Source organism: Embleya sp. NPDC056575, from assembly GCF_042793325.1.
In the GTDB taxonomy this organism is placed as follows: domain Bacteria; phylum Actinomycetota; class Actinomycetes; order Streptomycetales; family Streptomycetaceae; genus Embleya.
The window spans coordinates 89,597-111,328 of the sequence record NZ_JBHTVA010000022.1 but is presented as its reverse complement, the minus strand read 5'-3'; the positions used below and the strand labels follow the sequence as shown (position 1 = coordinate 111,328).

The 21,732-nt window shown below is 71.9% G+C and carries 19 protein-coding genes; 15 read left to right on the top strand and 4 right to left on the bottom strand.

The features are described from left to right. Nucleotides 1-143: 143 nt before the first annotated feature. The 9 genes from blsG to bla all read left to right on the top strand — a co-directional run bounded on the left by blsG (nt 144) and on the right by bla (nt 10,914). A complete protein-coding gene (blsG, locus tag ACFRCG_RS19205; protein ID WP_380032951.1) occupies nt 144-1,313 on the top strand; it encodes an arginine 2,3-aminomutase in 1,170 nt (389 codons plus the stop codon). After that, nucleotides 1,310-2,488 carry a DegT/DnrJ/EryC1/StrS family aminotransferase gene (locus ACFRCG_RS19200; RefSeq protein ID WP_380032950.1) on the top strand — a complete coding sequence of 393 codons (1,179 nt, stop codon included), beginning with the start codon at nt 1,310-1,312 and terminating at the stop codon, nt 2,486-2,488. Before blsG ends, ACFRCG_RS19200 begins: the two co-directional genes overlap by 4 nt. Further along, nucleotides 2,485-3,732, top strand: a complete 1,248-nt coding sequence (locus tag ACFRCG_RS19195; protein ID WP_380032948.1) for an ATP-dependent carboxylate-amine ligase — start codon at nt 2,485-2,487, stop codon at nt 3,730-3,732. Before ACFRCG_RS19200 ends, ACFRCG_RS19195 begins: the two co-directional genes overlap by 4 nt. Beyond that, complete coding sequence (locus ACFRCG_RS19190) at nt 3,729-5,081, top strand: MFS transporter (protein ID WP_380032946.1); 1,353 nt, start codon at nt 3,729-3,731, stop codon at nt 5,079-5,081. The genes ACFRCG_RS19195 and ACFRCG_RS19190 overlap by 4 nt, the downstream gene beginning before the upstream one ends. Before the next feature lie 133 nt (nt 5,082-5,214). Next, nucleotides 5,215-7,107, top strand: coding sequence for a hypothetical protein (locus ACFRCG_RS19185; protein WP_380032944.1), 1,893 nt, complete (start codon nt 5,215-5,217; stop codon nt 7,105-7,107). 54 nt (nt 7,108-7,161) lie between these two features. Beyond that, nucleotides 7,162-7,779 carry a class I SAM-dependent methyltransferase gene (locus ACFRCG_RS19180; RefSeq protein ID WP_380032943.1) on the top strand — a complete coding sequence of 206 codons (618 nt, stop codon included), beginning with the start codon at nt 7,162-7,164 and terminating at the stop codon, nt 7,777-7,779. Between the two features lie 43 nt (nt 7,780-7,822). Continuing rightward, complete coding sequence (locus ACFRCG_RS19175; RefSeq protein ID WP_380032941.1) at nt 7,823-8,356, top strand: nucleoside 2-deoxyribosyltransferase; 534 nt, start codon at nt 7,823-7,825, stop codon at nt 8,354-8,356. A 117-nt stretch (nt 8,357-8,473) separates the two neighbouring features. After that, nucleotides 8,474-9,847 (top strand): M1 family metallopeptidase, encoded by a 1,374-nt coding sequence (locus tag ACFRCG_RS19170; protein ID WP_380032940.1) that lies wholly within the window; start codon nt 8,474-8,476, stop codon nt 9,845-9,847. 152 nt (nt 9,848-9,999) lie between these two features. Further along, nucleotides 10,000-10,914: a class A beta-lactamase gene (gene bla / locus ACFRCG_RS19165; RefSeq protein WP_380032938.1), complete on the top strand. Its 915-nt coding sequence runs from the start codon at nt 10,000-10,002 to the stop codon at nt 10,912-10,914. A 117-nt stretch (nt 10,915-11,031) separates the two neighbouring features. Here bla and ACFRCG_RS19160 read toward each other — a convergent pair whose 3' ends face one another. Next, nucleotides 11,032-11,895: a helix-turn-helix transcriptional regulator gene (locus ACFRCG_RS19160; RefSeq protein ID WP_380032936.1), complete on the bottom strand. Its 864-nt coding sequence runs from the start codon at nt 11,893-11,895 to the stop codon at nt 11,032-11,034. 240 nt (nt 11,896-12,135) lie between these two features. Here ACFRCG_RS19160 and ACFRCG_RS19155 point away from each other — a divergent pair, with 240 nt between their 5' ends. The 4 genes from ACFRCG_RS19155 to ACFRCG_RS19140 all read left to right on the top strand — a co-directional run bounded on the left by ACFRCG_RS19155 (nt 12,136) and on the right by ACFRCG_RS19140 (nt 15,175). Beyond that, nucleotides 12,136-12,894, top strand: a complete 759-nt coding sequence (locus ACFRCG_RS19155) for an SDR family oxidoreductase (protein WP_380033030.1) — start codon at nt 12,136-12,138, stop codon at nt 12,892-12,894. A gap of 42 nt (nt 12,895-12,936) precedes the next feature. Then, complete coding sequence (locus ACFRCG_RS19150; RefSeq protein WP_380032934.1) at nt 12,937-13,152, top strand: tautomerase family protein; 216 nt, start codon at nt 12,937-12,939, stop codon at nt 13,150-13,152. Nucleotides 13,153-13,370: 218 nt separating this feature from the next. Beyond that, nucleotides 13,371-13,895, top strand: coding sequence for a peptidylprolyl isomerase (locus ACFRCG_RS19145; RefSeq protein ID WP_380032932.1), 525 nt, complete (start codon nt 13,371-13,373; stop codon nt 13,893-13,895). 251 nt (nt 13,896-14,146) lie between these two features. Beyond that, nucleotides 14,147-15,175, top strand: a complete 1,029-nt coding sequence (locus tag ACFRCG_RS19140) for an alpha/beta fold hydrolase (protein ID WP_380032930.1) — start codon at nt 14,147-14,149, stop codon at nt 15,173-15,175. A 7-nt stretch (nt 15,176-15,182) separates the two neighbouring features. Here ACFRCG_RS19140 and ACFRCG_RS19135 read toward each other — a convergent pair whose 3' ends face one another. Together ACFRCG_RS19135 and ACFRCG_RS19130 are read right to left on the bottom strand one after the other, a co-directional pair. Next, nucleotides 15,183-16,181: a hypothetical protein gene (locus ACFRCG_RS19135; protein WP_380032928.1), complete on the bottom strand. Its 999-nt coding sequence runs from the start codon at nt 16,179-16,181 to the stop codon at nt 15,183-15,185. 110 nt (nt 16,182-16,291) lie between these two features. Then, entirely contained in the window at nt 16,292-16,732 is a 441-nt protein-coding gene (locus tag ACFRCG_RS19130; protein WP_380032926.1) for a nuclear transport factor 2 family protein, read from the bottom strand. A 91-nt stretch (nt 16,733-16,823) separates the two neighbouring features. Between ACFRCG_RS19130 and ACFRCG_RS19125 the strand changes: the two genes are divergently transcribed. Further along, entirely contained in the window at nt 16,824-17,375 is a 552-nt protein-coding gene (locus tag ACFRCG_RS19125; protein ID WP_380032925.1) for a winged helix-turn-helix transcriptional regulator, read from the top strand. Between the two features lie 175 nt (nt 17,376-17,550). Further along, a complete protein-coding gene (locus tag ACFRCG_RS19120) occupies nt 17,551-18,678 on the top strand; it encodes an MFS transporter (RefSeq protein WP_380032923.1) in 1,128 nt (375 codons plus the stop codon). A gap of 263 nt (nt 18,679-18,941) precedes the next feature. Here the strand turns inward: ACFRCG_RS19120 and ACFRCG_RS19115 are convergent, their stop codons facing one another. Continuing rightward, nucleotides 18,942-21,731 carry an AAA family ATPase gene (locus ACFRCG_RS19115; protein ID WP_380032921.1) on the bottom strand — a complete coding sequence of 930 codons (2,790 nt, stop codon included), beginning with the start codon at nt 21,729-21,731 and terminating at the stop codon, nt 18,942-18,944. Nucleotide 21,732 lies beyond the last annotated feature (1 nt).

Genomic DNA, 21,732 nt, shown 5'->3' with positions numbered 1-21,732 from the left:
CCGACCAGGTTTTCCGCCGGGTCTCCACCCGGCCGCACCGCCCCCGCTGAGTGCCCGCGTCGCCACCACCCGGCCGGGCCCCGCCCCGCGCACCCCGACCGAACGCCTCGCGTCGCCGAAGGTCCGTCAACCCTGGAGCCGCCATGTCCGCCATCCCCCTCGACACCGACACCCAGGCCGCCGCCCCCACGATCGTGCGCCCCGATGTCCCCGACTCGGACTGGAACGACTGGCACTGGCACATGCGTCGACGCATCACCAACGTCGACAAGGCCCGGCAGTGGATCAACCTCACCGCCGCGGAGGAGCAGGCGATTGCCGGGGTGGCGGGGCGATACCGCTGGAGCGTCACGCCCTACTACGCCTCGCTGATGGATCCCGACGACCCGCTCTGTCCGGTACGGCAACAGGCCGTGCCCGCCGGCGGCGAACTGGTCGAGTTCTCCGGCGCGGAGGTCGACCCCGTCGGTGACACGTTCTACCGCAAGACCAATCGTGTCGTGCACAAGTATCCGGACCGGGTCATCCTGCTGGTCACCGAGGCATGCCCGGTGTACTGCCGGCACTGCACGCGCAAGTTCCACACCACCGACGTCAACGGCACCTACTTCCGCGACGACGAGGGCGAGTCCTTCGACGAGGATCTGCGCTACATCGCCGAACACCCGGAGATCCGGGACGTGTTGCTGACCGGCGGGGATCCGCTGTCCTATCGGGACGGCAAACTCGAGGAGATCATCGCGGGACTGCGGGCGATCCCGAGCGTGGAGATCATCCGCATCGGCAGCCGGTTCCCCGTGTTGTTGCCGCAGCGCATCACCGACGAACTGTGCGAGATGCTGGCCCGCTACCACCCGGTGTGGGTCAACACCCACTTCAACCACCCCAAGGAGATCACCCCGGAGGCGAGCGCGGCGGTGGACCGCATGTTGCGCCACGGCATCCCGGTCGGGAACCAGACCGTGCTGCTGCGCGGGATCAACGACGACGTCGCGACCATGCGCACGCTGATGACGGAACTGCTGCGCATCCGGGTCCGCCCGTACTACCTGTACCACTGCGACAACGTCACCGGCGTCTCGCACTTCATGACCTCCGTGGCCAAGGGCTGGGAGATCATGGAGGGCCTCCAGGGCCACATCACCGGCTTCGGGGTGCCGCAGTACGTGCTGACCACCCGCCTCGGCAAGATCCCCATCGCGCGGCCCTACTACACCGTCACGCCCGACGGCCTGCGCCTGCGCAACCACAAGGGCGAGGAAATGCTCGTCGACAACGCGGTGTACCCGATCACGGAGGCGGACGCGCGATGACCCTGGACAAGCGACTGGGACAACGTTTCCTGCCCTACGGCGCGAACTGGCTCGACTGGTCCGACATGACGGAACTGCGGGAGGTGATCGACCACCAGGTGCTGTTCCGCTACCAGACCGAAACCGAGAGCATGGCCTCGCGGTTGGAGCGGGTCACCTGCGAACGCCTGGGCGTGGCCCACACGCTGGCCGTACACAACTGCACGGAGGCGCTGCGACTCGCGCTGATCGCCACCCGCCCGCGCATCGGCGACCGGGTGTACATGCCGGCCGTCACGTTCGTGGCGGTGGCCGGCGCCGTGTTGTCCTGCGGGCTGATCCCGGTACTGGTGGACGCCGACGACTCGTTGTCGCTGGACCCCACGCTGCTGCCGGCCGACGCCGAACGGGTGATCGTGGCCCACATGGAGGGCGCGGTGGCCACGCTGCCGAAGGGGGTGCCGTATCTCATCGAGGACTGCGCCCAGTCCCTCGGCGCCCGCTTCCCGGACGGCCGTTCGGTGGGGACCGCCGGCTACGCGGGGACCTTCAGCTTCCACCACAACAAGGTGCTCACCTCGGGCGAGGGCGGGTTGGTGATCAGCAACGACGAGCAGGCGTGGGCGGCGATGCGCTGCTACCACGACCACGGCTCCGCGCGGGTGCCCGGGCGTTATCCCACCTGGAACGAAGACGCCTACTACGGGGAGAACTTCGTCACCGGCGAGCAGGTCGCCGCGGTCCAGTGCCAGCAGTTCCGCCACCTCGACGAACTCCTCGAGGGGCTGGAGCGCATGTACGCCATCGCGATGCGGGACCTGCCGGACCGTGCGGACCTGGAGGTACGGCCGCGCGCGGCGGGCGACGCGAAGGTCAGCCTGCGCTTTCGCTGCCGCGACCGCGCGCTGCGCGACGCCGCCGTGGCCGCGCTGACCGCCGAGGGCATCGCCAACTGGACGCTGAACAAGTACCTGTTGCCGGAGCACCCGGTACTCACCGGCCGCCGCTCGCTCTACGCCGACGGCTTCCCGTGGAACCACGCCCCCCAGGGCCCGCTCATGCTCAGCCACGACGGATTCGCGCGTACCCGCGACCGGTTGGACCGCACACTGTGCGTACCGCTGGCGCCGGAATTGCCGGAGGCGGAACAGGTCGCCGCGGTCAAGGCGATCCGGCGCGTCCTGGAGGCGGTGTGAGCGCGGGGCGGGCGCCCGTGTTGCTGATGGTGGACGATCGTGCCTCGTCGTTCACCCGCTACGCGGCGCGGGCGTTGCCCGAGGGCCTGGTCCTGCTGCGGTTCGCCGAGTCGCGCGGCGATCTGCGGGAGGACCACCTGAGCGAGACCGCGCACCTGCCGGCGTTCTGGGTTCGCGAGGGTGTGCCCCTGGCGGAGGAGGCCCGGCGCTACCGGGAGTGGGCCGGCGAACTGCCCACACCACCCACCCGGTTCTGCAACCCCTCCGAGCCGCGCCAGCACGTCGCCCAGCGCTTCGCCGCCCTGGCCGGGCTGCCCCACCTCGGCGAACACCAGGTGGCCTGGGTGCGCGACAAGGCCGCGATGAAGCAGCGGTTCCGCGAACTCGGCCTGCGCACGGCCGCCTTCGGTCGCGTGCGGTCGGCGGCGGACGTGGAGCGGTTCGCCGCGGAACACGGATGGCCGCTCGTGCTCAAGCCGGTGGACTCGTTCGCGTGCGTCGACACCCACCTGCTGCGCGACCGGGACACGGTGCGCGAGATCGACCTCATCGCCCGCGACTTCATGGTCGAGCAGTACCTCGGCGGCACCGAATGGGAGGTGTGCGGCCTCATCCACGACGGCGAGGTGCTGAGCGCCTGGCCCAGCGCGATGCCCTACCGCCCGCTGGCCATCGTCGACGGCGCGATGAACGCCAACATCAGCGTCGGTACGGACGAGGGCCCGGCCGTGGACCTGCCCGCCCTGCTCCAGCGTGTCGTCACCGGCATGGGCATCGACCACGGATACGCCCACATGGAGTTCTTCGTGGTCGACGGGCAGGTCTACGCCGGCGAGATCGGGATCCGGTTGGCCGGCTGCGAGATCCCCGCCAACCACGGACACGCCTACGGATTCGACGTCTTCGCGGCCACGCTGGACGTGTACCTCGGCCGCCGCCCCCGCCTGGACTACCGCGAACGCCGGTGCGCCGGCGATCTGCTGCTGCCGCTGCCCGGATCGGGAACGGTACGCCGGGTCACCTCGGCGGACGAACTCCTGCGCCTGCCGGGCGTGGTCGACGCGGTCGTGCGGGCCGGGGTCGGCGACGCGGTGACGGCCCGCCGCGCGTCGCACAACGCCTCGGGACACGTCCACGTCGTGGGCGAGTCGATCGGGCAGGTCGAACAGCGTATGCGGGCGGTCCTGGACGCCTTCACGATCGAGGTGGCCCCGGTCCGCGAACCCGATCCGGTCTCCGGATGACCGCCGCTCCGCGTCGGGAGAACACCGACACCGACACCGGGCCCGACGCCGGATCCGTGGTCGACCCGGGCCCGGCCGCCGCGAACTCGGCGCCGGCGGCGGCCTCCGGGCCCGGCGACGGGCTGTTCACCCGCTTCCGTGCCCTGCTCACCCGCCCCGGCGTCGCCGGCGTGGCCTGGTGGAGTGTCGTCGCCCGGCTGCCCGTCTACCTGATGTCGCTGGCCATGGTGCTGACGATCCGCGAGCAGGGCGGGAGTTACCCGCAGGCCGGGCTGATCGCCGCGCTGTACACGGTCGGCATGGCCCTCGGCAGCCCGCTGATCGCCCGCCTGCTCGACCGCGACGGCCGCCGAGGCGTGCTGATCGTGACCGGCCTCGCCTATCCGGCCACGCTCGCCGCGCTGGTGTGGGCCACCCGACCCGGCTCCTGGGCGCAGCCCGTCCTGGCCGTCGCCTCGGGCATCGCGCTGCCGCCGACGAACGCGTGCATGCGGGCGCTGTGGGCGCGTATGCCGCTCGACGACGCGCAACGGGAGACCGCCTACCTGTGGGAGGCCCTGCTCACCGAGATCCTGGTCATCGGCGCACCGCTGATGCTCGCGGCCCTGATGGTGTGCGGCTCCGCCGGGACGGCGCTGACCGTGGTCGCCGTCGTCGGCGGCGCGGGCGCCCTCGGCCTGGCCCGCGTGCACGTGCCCACGACCCCGGAGGCGGCGACCGAGCCGGGCTCGAAGGGGGCCGACGCCCGCGCCGCGCCGCGTCACCCCCTGCGCGATCCGTCGATGCTCGTGCTGATGGGCGTGATGGCGGCGAGTGCCGTGCCGATCGGCCTGATGACGCTGGCCATTCCGGCCTCGGTTTCCGCACACGGATCGAGCGACGGCACGGGAGTCGTGTACGCCTGCTGGGGCGTCGGCAGCGCACTGGGCGCGCTGTGGCTGGGGCGCGCCTCGTCGCGGGTCGCGATGCACGTGCGCTTTCCCCGACTGGTGCTCGCGTACGCGATCGGTACGGGGCTGACCGTGCCCACCACCTCCCCGGTGACCCTGGGCATCGCCCTGGTCGTGGGGAGCATGCCGATGGCCCTGGTGTCGGCCGGCGAGATGACCCTGGTCGGCGCCCTCGCGGACCGGCGAACGCTGGCACAGGCGTTCACGTGGGCGTCGCTGGCAACGGTCCTGGGGGACGCGGTGGGTCAACAGGTCGGTGGTCTGCTGATGGACCCGATCGGTCCGCGCGGCGTGTTCACGGTCGCGTTCGGCGTGGCCCTGGCGGGGGCTGCGCTGGCCTTCGCGGGGCGCAGGCTGCTCGTCCCCGAGGCCGCGGCCCCGGCGCGGTGCGGGATTTGACCGCCCGCTTCGACCGCCTCGACGGCTACGGCCCCGCGATGGCCGCCGACCGCCCCGCGAAGTCCCGTCCGCCCCACCCGGTTCGTCCTGTGCCCGACCGGGCCAATCCACATCACACACGAGGTCACCCGTCATGAACGCTCCCGTTGTCGCCGCAGCACCCGACCGCCCGGATCCGACGCCCGCCGGCGCGCTGTTCACCGTGGTCGACTTCGACCGACTGCCACAGGCGGTGGCCGAGTTCCTGGCCGCGCCCGCGCACACCCCGGTACCCGTGGCATGCGGGCAACGCCCGGACCTGGCGCACGCCGTCGAGCTGGCCTCGCGCCTGTACGCCGGGATCGCCCTCCCCGAACCCCTGGACGTGGGCATCCTGCTCGGGGCGGACGACCTGCCGGACGGCCTGCCCGCGCTCGCCCGCCCGCTCGCCCGCACCTGGGTGAGCGAGCACGAACTCTGCGGCACGGCCGAGGCGTTCCGCCGTCGACACCCCGGGACACTGCTGCTCGTCGGCGGCTACGACCGACTCAACCTGGACCCGATCCGCGGCCTGCTGCTGACCACCTATCGCGGCCGCGAGCCCGGCCTCACCCTGCTGAGCGGACGCGACGCGGCCTCGGTGGCCTGGAACGTGGCCAAGCAGTACACCTCGACACCGGCCGCCGGGGTCGACGCGATCGGCCTGTTCACCGATACCGACCGCCCGCCGCACCCGTCCGGGGTCCGGGTGTTCGACGACCGCGACTTCGAACGTGTCGACATCCAGGCGGAGATCCTGGGCACGCGCTGGCACCGGGTGGCGTTCCAGGGACACGGCAAGGACGACAGCGTCAACCTCGGCGAGTTCACGATCTGCGGCCTGAACGGGGCCGTCCCGCCCCGGGCCGGCCTGCTCGGGCCGCGCTGCGCGTACGGGCTGCCCTGCTACAAGCCCGAGGACAAGCTGGTCCCGCTCAACCGCGTGGAGGCGGCCGAGGTGGTGCTCAGCGCCTGCAACAGTGGCCCGCTGGCCGACCTCGCGCTGTACGACCCCCGGTATCAGCTGCTGCTCAACGCCCTCGACGGGCCGGCGCGCACGGTCGTCTCCGCCGTCTCCGTGCACGACTCCGACCGGCCGGAGAACGTCGCGTGGATGCGCGCGGCCCTGGCCGGCGCGGACTCCGTGGACACCCTGAACGCCGGCCTCGCCGGCTCGCACCCCTACCCGGCGTTCATGCGCTTCGGGCTGCCCCGTACCCCCCGGGACGTGCCCGCGCCGACCCCTTCCGAGCACCGCCCCGACCCGCTCGTGCTCACCGTCGGTCGCCGCCTGACCACTCTGCTCACCTCGGAACTGCTTCCGCACAACCACGCGTTGCGCCCGAGGCTGGTCAAGCTCGCGCGCAAGGTGGACCTGTGGATCGCCCGGCCGACGCATCTCGCCGACCAGTCGCCCGAGGAGATCCGCTCCTCGCTCACGGCCGACCTCCAGTCGCTGGACCACGTGATCACCGAACAGGTCGTGGCGAACCCCGAGAACGAGATCATGAGCTACCCCGCGCACTTCGGCGACCGCAGCTCGCTCGATCCGCAGGTGCACGAGGTGACCTGCCACTGCGGGCGCCCCGCCCAGGAGTTCACCCGGCGCGGGCTGCTCCCGCACGTCTCGGACACGATCTGCGCGGTCTGCATGCGGTGCGGCGACGTCACCTTCCGGGTGCCCGACGCCCCGTCCCTGCTGGCGTACGCGGCCGACGAGGTGGCGCAGGGCCAGGAGTTGGAGGTGCGCGCGGTGCTCACGGCCGCCCGGCCGGGACCGGTACGACTGGGCCTGTTCGTGCCCACGTACCTGCGTGGGGACACGACCGTGGTACCGGCCACCGTCCGGGTCCGGGCCGTGGACGATCGCCCCCAGGACGTCGCCTTCCGGGTCCGGTTCGCCGCCGAAACCGCGCCGCAGGCCTACTACTTCACGGTCTTCGCCGTGCAGGACCTCGCCGTCTCGACGGCACGCCGCCACTTCGGAGTCGTGCCGCGCCGAACCTGAGGATCCACCCGCCCCCGAACCCCCATTCCCTCGTCAACGCAAAGGACGGATGCCATGGAAACCCGAGACAAGCCCGATATCGAACTCGTCGAGCAGGACGGCGAGGTGACCCTGAGCATCGGCGGCGAACAGGCCATGCAGGCCTGGGAGCGCGACCTGATGTGGGCCAGTGCCGACATGTTGTGCGAATACGGCCGGGACTTCTACGAAGTCGGCCTCGGTCTGGGGCTGTCCGCGCTGCGCATCGCCGGCAACCCGGCCACCCGCAGCCACACCGTGCTCGAACTCTTCGACGAGGTTGAGGAGTTGTTCCGGATCAAGCACCCGACACTGCCCGACAACCTCGCCATCGAGCGCGGCGACTTCTTCCAACGTGTCTTCGAACTGCCGTCGGAGAGCGTCGACGGCATGTTCTTCGACCCCGCCCTGGACATGGAGGTGTGGAAGGACGAGGCGCTGTGGGCGAGGACCATGCCCGAGGTCGTTCGAGCGCTGCGCCCCGGCGGGGTGTTCATCCCCTTCTTCAGCACCCGGCCGGAACTGCGGTGGCAATACCTGCCGCACTTCCGCAGCATCCGGGTCGAGTCGCATCCCTACCAGGCGTACGACGGCACCGAGTACACGTACGGCACCAGCGGCCAGGCGTACATCCAGTGTTTCCGCAAGACCTGACCACGCCGTTTCGTTCCCACGATCTCATTCCGGAGGCAGCCGCATGACCATCGCCCCCTCGACCGACCGACTGTGCGGCCTCGACGTGAGTTCGCTCTTCCTGGCCGGGCCGTTCATCCAACTCCTGGACCCGGCCACCGGCGAGATGCCGGAGCAGGCACGGGCGCCCTTCGACATCCTGATCCGACACTTCGAGGCACGCGGACTCGCCGTGCACAACGCGCATCGCCGCGAGGCGTGGGGCGCCGAGCTGATGCGCCCGGACCAGTGCACCGGCCTCGACCAGGACGAGATCCGCAAAGCCGACGTCTTCGTCGCGCTCCCGGGCTTCCCCGCCTCGCCGGGCACCCACATCGAGATGGGCTGGGCCAGCGCCTTCGACAAGCCCATCGTGCTGATGTTGGAGGAGGGACGGGAGTACACGTTCCTCGTCCAGGGGCTGCACACCGTGGCCACGGTGGAGTACGTGGAGTACGCGCAGGGCCGGGACATCGCGGAATACCTGCCCGAAGTCGACGCGGCACTGCACCGTGCGGTGTCCCGGCACCGTGAGCGCACCGGCAAGGCCGCGAGCTGACCGGCGCGTTGCCGCATCGGCGGGTGGTCGGGCGCAGGCTCGGCCACCCGCCTACGCACGTCGGCGATCCGACGGGGACAGGGAAGGGACGGGGATCACGATGGGGACGGGGCTTCGATGAGAATCGCCGTGGCCGCGCTTGCCGTCCTGGCCACGTTCGTCGCGGGGGGCGTGGCCGGCTCCGGGGCGGTGCGCCCGGACGGGGCACGAACGTTCACCGTGGCGCGGGCGGAGGCGGCGCGCACGCCGGCGGCGCCCCGCTACACGGTCGAGTTGGCCGGTGACGCCTCGGGGAGCGGGTGGACCGGTCACGAGCGGGTGGGGTTCACCAACGTGTCGGCCGCTCCGCTCGGTGAGGTGTACCTGCGGTTGTGGGGCAACGCGCACGGTACGTGTTCCGCGCCGCCGATCGAGGTCTTCGAGGTCACCGGTGGTGTTCCGGCGGGCCTGTCGGTCGGCTGCACGGCCCTGCGGATCGAGTTGGGCAGGCCGCTGCGCCGCGGGGAGGGCGCCACGATCGGCTTCCGGCTGCGGATCCGGGTCCCGGACGGTATCGACCGGTTCGGCCACGACGGCGACCACGCCTTCCTGGGCAACGCGCTGCCGGTACTGGCGGTTCGGGACGGGACGGGCCGGCACCTGGACCCCTACACGAACACGGGCGAGTCCTTCTACTCGCTCGCCGCCGACTTCGACGTCACGCTCGATCACCCGTCGAACCTGCGGGTACCGGCCACCGGCACCTCGGTCGACCGTCCGGGCGCACCCGGGCGTACCGTCACCACCGCGACGGCCCGCGACGTGCGGGACTTCGCCTGGGCGGCGGGGCCGTTCACCGGGATCTCCGGGACCTCCTCGACCGGCGTCGAGATCAACGTGTATGCGGACGGCGGTGTCGAACCGGCGGACGCCCGGGCCATGTTGGACGTCGCACGGGCGGCCGTCGACGCCCATGCCGGGCGCTTCGGCGTGTACCCGTACACCGAACTGGACGTGGTCCTGGACGACGATCTGTGGTTCAGCGGCATGGAGTATCCGGGCTTCGTCCTGGACCGCGTGCGGCCCACGGCGCTCGTGCACGAACTGGCCCACCAGTGGTGGTACGGGATCGTCGGCAACGACGAGTACGGCGACCCGTGGCTCGACGAGTCGTTCGCCGAATACGCGACGGACCTCGCGCTCGGGAAGACGGGGGAGGGGTGCGGGAGCGGGCTCTCCTGGGCCGCGCCGACGGAGCGGATCACCAACTCGATGCGGTACTGGGACGCGCACCCGACACGCTACGAGACGGTGGTCTACGACTACGGGAAGTGCGCGCTGCACGAACTGCGACGGCTGATCGGCGAACCCGCGATGCGGACCCTGCTGCGCGACTACGCCACCGCCCACCGGTACGGGATCTCCACCACGGCGGAGTTCAAGGAGGCGGCCCGGGCGGCCACTTCGCGGGACCTGACGCCGTTCTGGGCGGTGTACCGCATCGACGGTTGACGGGACTCGCGGCCCGGACGGATCACGGGCGACGTCCTCCGCGCCGACGACTCGCGCGGACGGCGAGCGGGTTTCGGGTGTGCGGGATCTTGGGGGAGGGCAGGCGGGAAGGTCGGTGGCCTGTCCGCCGGTCGGTGTTCGAGGTGAGGGAGATGGTTGTGGAGTTCGGTCCGAGTCGGCGTGGGGTTATCGGTGGCGTTGCCGCGGGGGTCCTTGCCGTTGTTGTTCCGGGCGCGGGAAGCGCCGTCGCGCGGGGTGTGGACGACCGTGGGATCGTCGGGCGGTTGCGGGCGCTGGAGCGGGCGCACGCGGCACGGCTCGGGGTGTTCGCGTGTGATGTGGTTTCGGGGCGGACCGTGGTCCATCGCGCGGACGAACCGTTCCCGATGTGTTCGTCGTTCAAGACCATCGCGGTGGCCGCCGTGCTGCGGGACCTCGATCGGGACGGCGAGTTCCTGGCCAGGCGCATCCGGTACACCGAGAAGGACGTCACCGAGTCCGGGTACGCGCCGATCACGGGGCGGCCCGAGAACCTGGCCGACGGCATGATCGTCGCGGACCTGTGCGCCGCCGCCATCTCCTACAGCGACAACGGGGCGGCGAATCTGCTGCTGCGCCGGCTCGGCGGTCCCGGCGCGGTGACCGGTTTCTGTCGGTCCGTCGGGGACGGGGTGACCCGACTCGACCGGTGGGAGCCCGCGCTGAATTCGGCGGAGCCCGGGCGGGTGACGGATACGTCGAGTCCGCGTGCGCTCGGCCGGACCTACGCCCGGCTCGCGCTGGGCGATGCGCTCGACGCTCGGGACCGCGAGCGGCTGACCGGGTGGCTGCTGGCCAACACGACCGGCGGGAAACGACTGCGGGCGGGGCTTCCCCGGGACTGGGTCGTCGCGGACAAGACCGGCACCGGTGGCTACGGCACCACCAACGACGTGGCCATCGTTCGGCCACCGGGTCGGGGGCCGATCGTGATGGCGGTCCTGTCCACGAAGGACGACGCCGCGGCGCCGGCCGATGAACCGCTGCTCGCCGAGACCGCGACGGTGCTCGCGCAGGCTCTGGGCTGACGCGTACGGGGGCGGGTGGCCGGGACGGCGGGCGCCCCCGGCCACCGCCTCGGGTGACCGACCGGTTCCGTTCGGTTACGGGCCGTGCGGCGGGAGTTTGAAGACACGCGCCAGTGGTCAGGGTCGTGGTGCTCCGGAGCCGTCCGGGGACATGTCCTCGCTGCCGATGACCGACAGCAGTTCGAGGCGGGCGGCGCCCTCGGTGCCCGACGGGGCGGTGAACCACAGCAGGCGTTGGCGTCCGTCTTCGCTGAAGAGGCTGTGGCAGTCGAGTTCGATCAGGCCCAGGGTCGGGTGCACGATGCGCTTGTGGTCCGTCCGCCGCAGCCCGACGTCGCCGGTGTCCCACAGGTCGGCGAACTCCACGCTGCGGCGTTGCAGTACGGCGACGATGCGTCGGACCGCACTGTCGCGGTCGCGCCGGGCGGCGACCGCGCGCAGGTCGGCGACGAAGACGCGGGAGTGGTGGGGATGGTCCTCGGGCGGGTGGATCGCCCGAGCCGTCGGGTCGGTGAACCAGCGGTACACCAGGCTCGCCGCGGGACCGTGCAGCGCCGGCGCCGGTCCGACCAGGGCGACCGCGAGCGGGTTCTGGACGAGGGTCTCGTGCAGGTCGGTGATGACCTGCGCGGGTGTGTCGGCGAGCCGGTCGAGCAGCCCGAGCAGGGCGGGTTGTACGTGTGCGGCCGGGCCGTGCGGCGGTGGGAGCGGTCGGTCGGCGAGGTGGAACAGGTGGTCCCGCTCGTCGCCGTTCAGCCGCAGGGCGCGGGCCAGGGCGGCCAGGACCTGGGCGGAGGGTCGGGTGCCGCGGCCGCGTTCCAGTTCCGTGTAGTAGTCGGCGGACAGCCCGGCCAACTGCGCGACCTCCTCGCGCCGCAGGCCCGGGACCCGGCGCCGAGGGCCGACGGGCAGCCCGACGTCGGCGGGCCGGACCCGATCGCGCCGGGTCCTCAGGAATGCGGCCAACTCGGACTCGTTCACGCCACCATCCTCGGACATGCCGCCACGCGGATCCAGGGGTCGGCGACCCCAGGGTGAACACAACCGTGGTTGGACCGGGCCCGTCGGCCCAGGCTGGGATCGCAGCGAGCCGGCCGCGCCGCAGCGCGGTCGCGGCGGCCGGCTCCTCGATCCCTCCACTCATCCACCGCAGGAGTTCGAATGTCCGCCGAGGAAACCGAGAAGATCCCGATGCCGGCTCGGGAAGCCGGGCAAACCGCGATGCCGGACGCGGCGGGTGTCGGTCCGGTCCGACCCCGCGTCGCCGTCGTCACCGGCGGCTCGCGCGGCATCGGCCGGGGGACCGTGCACCGGCTGGCGGCCGACCGATACGACGTCGTCGTCGGGTACGCGGGCAACCGGGACGCGGCCGAAGCCGCCGCCGAGGCCGTGGTCGCCGCCGGTGGTCGTGCGGTGGCCGTGCGTGCCGACGTCGCCGACGAGGACGAGGTGGCCGCGTTGTTCGCCGTCGCCGAGTCGGAGTTCGGCGGGGTCGACGTCGTGGTGCACGCCGCGGGACGCATGTACCTGGCGCCGGTCGCGGATCTGGACCTCGCCGAGTTGGACGCCGCCCACCGCACCAACATCCGGGGCACGTTCGTGGTCGCCCGACAGGCGGCCCGTACCCTGCGCCCCGGCGGCGCGTTCATCACCCTCTCCACCTCGGTGGTCGGCTTGGCCTTCCCCGGCTACGCCGCCTACAGCGCGAGCAAGGGCGCGGTCGAAGCGCTCACCCTGATCCTCGCCCGCGAACTGCGCGGCCGGGACGTGACCGTCAACGCCGTCGCCCCCGGTCCCACCGCCACCGACCTGTTCCTCGACGGCAAGGACGCCGCGACGATCGCCCGACTCGCCGCCGAACCGCCGCTGGAACGCCTCGGCACCCCGGCCGACATCGCCGAGGTCGTCGCCTTCCTCGCCGCACCGGCCGGCCACTGGGTCAACGGCCAGGTCATCCGCGCCAACGGCGGCATCGTCTGACCGCCCGGCAACCCCGACAGACCACCTTCGAAAGGAAATCCCATGCCGTTCGCGAACTTCAAGATCCCCGCCGGAACCCTCGACGAAACGGCCAAGGAAACCATCGTCACCCGCACCACCGAGCTGTATGTCGAGATCTACGGCGAACGAGCCCGCGCCACCACGATGGTCCTCATCGAGGAGGTCCCCGACGGCGGTTGGGGAATCGGCGGCAACGTCCTGACCCTCGCCCGGCTCACGCGGCCCACCGACGACTGACACCCGATCGACCCGCCGATCCCACCGTGGGAGGCCATCGCCGGGTATGGTGATTCGCCTTGTGTGGGTGGGTTGTTCGGATATGGGACGGGCCCGGGACCGGGCTCTTCGCCGGAAATCCGTTGTCGTTCCGGCGTCGCCGGGGTCTTCGATGGGTGTTCGCGTGCTTCGATGTGGCGGCGGCCCGCAGGGGGTACGCACGAAAGGACGGAATACCGATGGCCGAAGAACTGATCGCCACGTTGAACACGACGCTCGGGCAGGTCGTCGTGCGACTGTTTCCCGAGCACGCGCCGGAAACCGTCGCCAACTTCGTCGGACTGGCCGACGGCACTCGCCAGTGGCGTGATCCGTCGACCGGTGCGCCCGGTAAGGGAGCGCTGTACAACGGAACCATCTTCCATAGGGTGATCGGCGGTTTCATGATCCAGGGCGGCGATCCCCAGGGAACGGGTATGGGCGGCCCGGGATACGAGTTCAAGGACGAATTCCACCCCGCCCTGAAGTTCGACCGGCCGTACCTGTTGGCGATGGCCAATGCCGGACCGGGAACCAACGGCTCCCAGTTCTTCATCACCGTCGCCGCGACGTCGCACCTCACCCAGCGGCACACGATCTTCGGCGAAGTGGTCGAGGGCCGGGAGGTCGTCGACGCCATCGCGAAGGCCCAGACGGACCGGAACGACCGCCCGCTGACGGACATCGTCATCCAGTCCGTCGCCATCGAGCGCCGCCAGTCCTGACCCGCGCCGATCGTGGTGCCCCCGCCTCCGAGATCGGAGGCACCACGATCGCGCATCGGGGTGACCGCCCTCGTATCGGCCGGACTTGCCATAACCGCAAGATTTCGTGCCGCCGTGGTGTGGGCCGGCGAGGCTGGGGTGCGTCGAACGGGCCGGCGGTTGCCGGGCTCGTTCGGTTCCCGTAGTCACCGGGTGCCGTCGGGCGGGTTTCGCGGACGGCCGGTGACCCCCCGTCCCGAGGGCAGGAATACATGAATTTCGGACCAGGGTTGTTGCCGCGCCGCCTTCTTCGATCCGGGCGGGTGGTGGTGGCCTTCGTGCTTGCGCTCCTGCTCACGGTCGGCCTCGCGGGCTGTTCGGCGTCGAGCGGGGACGATGTGCCCTCCTACGCCGCCGCGACTCGGGGTGATCGCGGCTTCGAGGGCACGTTTCGGCACGAGTTCGCCGACGTCGACGGTGTCCGTATGCACTATGTGACCGGTGGCAGTGGTACGCCGGTGGTGTTGATACACGGGTGGCCGCAGACCTGGTACGGCTGGTGGCCGATCATGCCGGAACTCGCCGAGCGCCACACCGTGTACGCCGTGGACCTGCCCGGACTGGGCGACAGCACCGGATCGCCGACCGGGTACGACAAGGCCACCCTGGCGCGGTACATCCACACGCTGATCGCCGATCGGCTCGGCGTGCGTGACGCCCGCGTCGTCGGGCACGACTTCGGCGCCGCGGTGGCGTTCCAGTACGCCGGACAGTTCCCCGGCGACACCGCGCGGCTCGGCTACCTCGATCTGCCGCTGCCCGGCCCCGCGATCGACGCGCCCACGTATCGAACGCTGAGTTGGCACATCGCGTTTCACGCCCAGCGGCGGGTTCCCGAGGCGGTCGTGGGCAATGACGTCCGGACGTACCTGGCGCTGTTCTACCCCCAAGTCGCCTTCGGAGGATCGGCGTTCGGAGGCAACTCGGATCGATCCCCGTTCAGCGACGAGGAGGTCGAGGAGTATGCGCGTACCTATAGCCGGCCCGGTGTGCTGTCGGGGGGCTTCGAGCTGTATCGCGCTCTGGAGAAGGACGTTCGCGACACCGTGGCGGCGGCACCGGTGCGAGTCCCGACGCTGTTGATGACCGCGCAGGGGCAACTGGACGCGATCCGGGGCACGGTGGCACCGCGGATGACGGACATCGTGCGGGCGGTGGACGTGCCGAACGCGGGGCACTGGCTGGTCGAGGAGAACCCGCGGTTCGTGGCCGGGGAGTTGTCGCGGTTCCTTGACGGGTGATCCGCGCTCAGTCGGGGCGCGTGGCGGTGACGTGGTCGAGGTCGTCGCGGGCTGATCGGGCCGCGGTCGAGGCGTCTTGGGCCGCCTGGTCCGCGCGTTCCCGTTCGGCTTCGGCCTTGTCGGCCGCGGCGCCGAGGCGGGTGGCGGTGGTGCGGGCCTTTTCGAGGCGGGTGGCCAGGGCTTCGGTGTCGGCGAGGGCTTCGGTGTGGCGGGCTCGGGCCTTTTCGGCGGCGGTACGGCGTTCCCGGGCCGTGCGGGTCGCCGCTCGGGCGGACTTCTCCGCGGCCTCGACGCTGGTGCGGGCGTGGGCGAGGTCGGATTCGTATTGTTCTCGGGCGCGTTCGCGGGCGGCGCGCTCCTCGGCCGCGTGGTTGCCCTTCGCGGGCTTGGCGGGCTTCACGGACTTGGTGGCCTTCCCTGCCTTCCCCGCCTTCCCGGTCGCGGCGGGCGGAGCGGCCCTGCCCTGCTCGGTCGTTCGGCCTGCGGGTGCGGAGGCGAAGGTGTCCTCGGGGTGCAGTGGGGCGGTGAGTCGGCCGGCGGCGAGGCGTTGCGCGGCTTCGGGGTCGGCCAGGGCCGTGTTCAGGGTGTCCTGGAGGTCGCGGAGGGTGGTGTCGCCGACGTCGGGGTGGCCGTGGGCGGCGGCGAGGGCGAGGGCCCGGTGTTGGAGCGCGTCGATCACGCGGTGGCGTTGGCGGGAGAGTTCGCGCAGTTCGGGGCCCTGCAGCTGCGCCTGCGCGTCGCGCATCGCGGCGCCCAGTCGGAGGAAGGCGTCGATTTCGTCGCGGTGTTCGCGGGCCAGGAGGTTCGCGAGCCAGGCCGCCAGGACGGGGCGCCGCAGGTCGCCGATCCGGCCGGCCAGGGCCCGGTCGCCGGCGGCCCGGGCGGTGTGGGCGTGTGCGTCGCGCGCGGCGACGAACTCGTCGGGGGCGAGGCCGTACAGCTCGTCGACGATCGTGTCCTCGTCGACGCCGGCGTCCTGGGGAGTCGGCTTCCCGCGTGTGGCCATGACCCCATGGTGGCGTCTCGACACCGCCGCTCCCCGGTAGTCCGGGCGCGGCCGGCGTGTCGGTGGCGCGCGGGCGGTCGGGTTCCCGGGGGCCGCCGCGCCGGCTCCGGTCAGCGGCCGCCCGCCCCCTGGGCGACGGCGTGGCGTTGACGCTCGATCGCGGCGGCGAGGCGGGCCGTGTCCTCCAGGACGTAGTCGTCGACCATGCGGCCCCACCGCAGGGTGACCCACTGGACGCCCTCGTTCTCGTAGCGACTGCCGTCGGCCAGGGTCGAGCTGACGGCCAGCCGGACCACGACCGTCGTCTTCCACGGCCACCCCTTGGCCACCACGTCGGTCAGCCGCAGCCGCAGATCGGGCAGGAGTGTGTACAGGTCGGCGAACCACTGTTCGAACGCGTCCCGGCCGACCAGTTCCGCGGCGGGCGCGGCGTCCCCGACGAAGCGAAAACGCACCGTCGGCGCGGCCATGTCCACCGCCGCCCGGTAGTCGCCTCGAGCCATGCGGGCCCAGATCCTTCGCGTCTTCGCGCGCACGATCGTGTGGTACATGCCGGCCTCCGGCCTCGAACCAGTGACTTGCTTTCTGCAAGTCACCGTAGGCCCAGTGACTTGCCGAATACAAGGCACTAGCCTGACCTGGGTGAACAAAGACCGATTCGCGGACATGTCCTGCTCGGTGGCCCGTACCGCCGCCTTGATCGCGGACCCGTGGGCGCTGCTGGTCCTGCGTGACCTGTTCCTGGGATTGGCGCGTTTCGACGAATTGCGACGTGATCTCGACATCGCCACGAATGTCCTCGCCGATCGCCTGGACCGCCTCCGGGCCGCCGGACTCGTGGTCCGGGAGCCCTACCGGCAACGCCCCGTGCGCCACGAATACCACCTCACGGACGCGGGCCGCGACCTCTACGGCGTCGTCTTGAGCCTCCTGGCCTGGGGCGACCGGCACTTGGCCGTGGACGGGGTCCCGATGCGGCTGGTGCACAAGACCTGCGGACAGCCGTGCACACCCACGGTGACGTGCGACCACTGCGGCGAAACGCTCGTCGACGAGGCGGTCGAGGTGCTTCCCGGCCCGGGCGGGCGCGACGCACCCGGCACCACGGTCATCGCGCGCAAGCTCTTCGGGGCACAGGAGCATGCCGTCGACGCGGGCGAATCCGACATACCCGAAGCCGCTACGAGGCCCTGACGGGCACGGCCGGGCCCGTCCGCCCGACGAATCTCGGTTGCGGTGGGGCCGGTGCGCCGGGTGGAGTGGCGCCATGGAAGGTGTCACGGCACGTACGCGAGCAGGCTCGGAAGCAACCCGTGGCGGCGCGGTACGACCGGCTCCGTGGCACAGGACGGCGATACTCGCGGCGCTGATGCTCGCCGCCTTCACCTTCAACACGGCGGAGAACCTGCCGGTGGGCCTCCTGGAGCTGATCGCCGACGGCCTGCACGTGTCGGTGCCGGCGGTCGGCCTCCTGGTCACCGGCTACGGCTTGACCGTGGCCGTCGCCTCGGTGCCGCTCGCGCACGTCGTACGGGCGGTGCCCCGGCGGCACGTGCTCACGGGTGTACTGGCGGCGCTCGTCGTGTCCAGTCCGGTCGCGGCGTCGGCGGCCTCGTACGGGCTGCTGCTCGGGGCGCGACTGTCGACCGCGCTCGCCCAGGCGCTGTTCTGGGCGGTGATGGCGCCGGTCGCGGTGGGTCTGTTCGCGGCCGAGGTGCGCGGGCGGGTGCTCGGGGCGTTGTCCGTCGCCGGGTCGCTTGCCCTCGTACTCGGTGTTCCCGCCGGGACCTGGCTGGGTCGGCACAGCGGCTGGCAGGTGCCGGTGGCCGTGCCGGCCGGTCTGGGGCTCGCCTCCCTGGTGACGATCGCCGTACTGCTGCCGACCTCGCGGCCGGAGGAGGAGCAGGCCGCCTACGGAACCGCTCCCGACGCCCGCCGGTTCGCGATCGTGCTCGCGGCCGGGACCCTGTCCGCCTGCGGGGCGTTCGCCGGATTCACCTACATCGTGAAGTTCCTGGGCGACGTGAGCGGGTTCGCCGCGAGCACGGTCGGCGTGCTCCTGGTGGTGTTCGGGGTCGCGTGTCTGGTCGGGGTGGGCATCACCGGGGCACTGCTCGACCGTTTTCCGTGTGCCGCGCTCGCGGCGGCGATGGGCACGCAGGCCGTGGGCCTGCTCGGGCTGTACGCGTTCGGTGTCCACCCGGTGGCGGCGGTGGTGTTCCTGGTGCTGATGGGTGGTGCGCTCGGGCCGGTGTTCATGGCGGCGCAGAACGCGATGTTGTTGTGCGCCCCGGGGCGTACCGACATCGCACTCGCGGCGAACTCCGGTGCCTACAACGCCGGTATCGCGGCCGGCGCCGCGCTCGGCGGCCTGATCCTGCCGTTCGCCGGCGTGCGGGGCACGTTCCTCGCCGGTGGGCTGGTGACGGTCGGGGCGTGCGCGGTGCTCGGCGGCGGATGGGCGTGGCGGGGGCGGAGCGCTCGGGCGATCGCCTGACCGCCGGCCGGTTCGGTCACCGGGCGGAACCGGTCGGCCACTCGACGGTCCGCTCCTCGTCGACCGCGACGATCGAGGGTTGCCACGCGCCCACGGTCGGATCGCCGCCGCGATGCGTCGGGCCGGCGCCGGTTCGACGACGCGACGACGGCCCGACGCGCGGCTCGGGGCGGTTCCGGTTCGATCCGTGGCGCCTTCGCCGTCACGGGAGTGCCGGTTCGAGACGGATCGGCGGCTCCGCGTCGGTGGCCGGTTTCGCCGGATCAGGCCCCGATCGCCTGCGTGTGCGGTCCGGTGAACAGGGCTGAGGCCAGCTGCGCGCGGTCGTTGACGCCGACCTTGCGATACATGCGCGTCAGATGTTGTTCGACCGTACTGACCGTGATGTAGAGGAGTTTGGCGATCTCGCTGTTCGTGTGGCCGAGCGCCACCAGGTCGGCGACGCGCTGCTCCGCGTCGGTGAGCAGCGCCGACCGGGCCTTGGACTCGGAGTCGGGACGGTCCCGGTCGGCCGGGAGCAGCCTGCTCAGCGGCTCCGCCCGGCACGTGTCCGCGATGATCCTGGCCTGGGAGCCGATCACCCGGGCCCGTCGGGTCTCGCCGACCGCGTTGTACATGTCGGTCAGGTCGGCCAGTGCGCGGGCCAACTCGTAGCGGTCCCCGCTCTCCTGCAACGCGTCGACGGCCTGGCGCAACAGGGCCGGCCGCCGGTGCGGTTCGTGGGTCGCCGCCAACAGGCGCAACGTCGCCCCGCGAGTGCGCGGCGAACCACCGTGCTCGCTGCGGCTCGCCTCCTCCTCCAAAACGGCCCGGGCCCGGTCCCGCTCGCCCATCCGCAACCACGCCTCGCCGGCGTCGTTGCGCCACGCGATCAGCCCCGGCACGTCCATGCCCCAACGGACCATCAACTCGCCACAGTCCCGGAAATCCGCCAGCGCACCCTCCCAGTCCCCGACGGCCATGCCGTACCGGCCCCGCGCGTGCAGGTAGTGCAGGCCGGGGCGGCTGTGGAGCATACGCTCCGGGATCGGCAGATACAGCAGTTCGGCCGCCTCGTCCCGACGGCCCATGCAGGTGAGCGCGTTCAACAGGCAGGACAGCGGCGCGCCGACCGCCGCACCCCACGCGCCGATCGGGACCAGGTCGAACGCCGTGGTCGCGTGCAGCGCGGCCCCGGGCAGGTCGCCGAGACGGACGCAGATCTCCGCGCGCACCGCGTGCAGCCGGGCCTGGCTGCCCGATTCGCCCCGCTGCAACGCGGCGGCGATCAGTTCGTCGCAGTACGGCAGCGCCGACGCGGGACGCTCCGCGTAGGTCAGCGCGAGCAGCGCGCACTCGACGGTGTCCAGATCGGTGCCGTGCAGTCGCACGCCGTGCAAAATCCTTTCGGCGGTATGCACCGCGCCGTCGCTGAAACCCCTGGTCAGCACCGAGTCGAGCACCGCCGCGGCGTCGTGGTGGCGCCGACTTTCGGTCGTGCCGGGCATGCCGGCCGTTGCCGTGCCGAACTCCTCGACCTCGGAAAGCAGTTCGAGCAGCGGGGGATACGAGCAACGGATCCACATCCGGGCGGCGCGCAGCTCCGGCGCCGCCTCGGGCGTTGACGCCCGGCCCGATGCGGCCAGGTGCCGTACCACCTCGCCGGCGGCCTCGAAGCGCCCGGCCCACACCAAGGCCCGCACCACGGCCAGGATTTCGCCGCAGTCCGGTCCGTTGCCCCGGGTATCCGGGCCACCGGTGCGCACCGCCCGAAGCAGATCGGGAATCCGTCGATCCGGGATCCCGGGTTCCATCCGCCGCTCCGCCCGGAGCAACGCCATCGTGGTCCGGGCCAGTTCGCCCCCGTCCCGGCTCAACGCGCACGCCAGACGCAGACAGTCGACCGCCCGGGCGCTGCGGCCCTCGGCCAGCGCGGACGACGCGGCGGCGTCCAGTACCGGCACCGCCCAGGGCGCCCGCACCCCCCGGCCCGCCAGCAGATGCTCGGCGACCACGGTCGCGTCCGCGCCGTCCGCGTAGCTCAGTTCCGCCGCGTTCCGGTGCAGCGCGGCCGTGCCCTCGGGGCCCAGATCCGCCAGGACCGCCGCTGCCGCCACCGGATGCCGGAACCGACCCCCCTCCAGCACACCCGAGGCGTCGAGCACGCTCAGACAGCGCGCCACCGCACCGGCCTCCAGACCCAGCAGTCGACCGATCGACTCCGGGCCGGCCAGGACGGCCAGCGCCCGCGCCACCGCCGCCGTGGGCGCCGGGCTCCGGTGCAGGCACGAGAGCATCGCCCGCGAGTACCCCGGCGACGACGCGGGTTCGCCGCGCCGGAAGTCGTCGAGGATCCCGTCGAGCAGCAGCGGGTTGCCTCCGCTCAACCGCTGCGCTCGAACCGCGACCTGCTCCGCCCGTTCCGCGCCGAGCCCGGCCGCCGTCGCCGCGACCCGTACCTGATCCGGGTCGAGCGGCGCCAAGTGCACACTGCGCACGTGCGGCAGCCGCAACAACTGCTCGACAAAGGCCGCACTTTGCTCGTTCGTCCCGTCGACGTGACCGAACACCGCCACCAGTGGGGCGGTGTGCATACGGCGGGCCAGATAGGCCAGACACGCGAGCGAGGCCGGATCGGCATGATGGATGTCGTCGACCACGATGGCCAGGGGACGGGGCCCGGCCGGACCCAGCAGGACCGCACACAACGATTCCACGATCTCGGCGTCCACCGCGGACAACCTGCCCGACGCCCCGTGCGGCGAGGCCGCCAGATGCGCCCGGGCGATCGCGAGCAGTCGGTCCACGCCCGTGCCGTCCGGGCCGGACGGCGCTGCCTCGTACAGCAGTTGGGCGACCACGCCGAGCACGACGCCGGCCTCCGCCGCGGACCCCACGGCCGACCGGACCAGGCCGCCGGCCGCCCGTACCCGATGGGTGAACCCGGCCAGCAGTGTGGTCTTGCCCATGGCCACGGAGCCGCCGACGACGGCGATTTTGTTCTCTCCCGCGAGCGCGTCGTCGAGGAGTTCGACCAGTGCGGCGCTCGCGTGCGAACGATCCCGTGCGTTCATG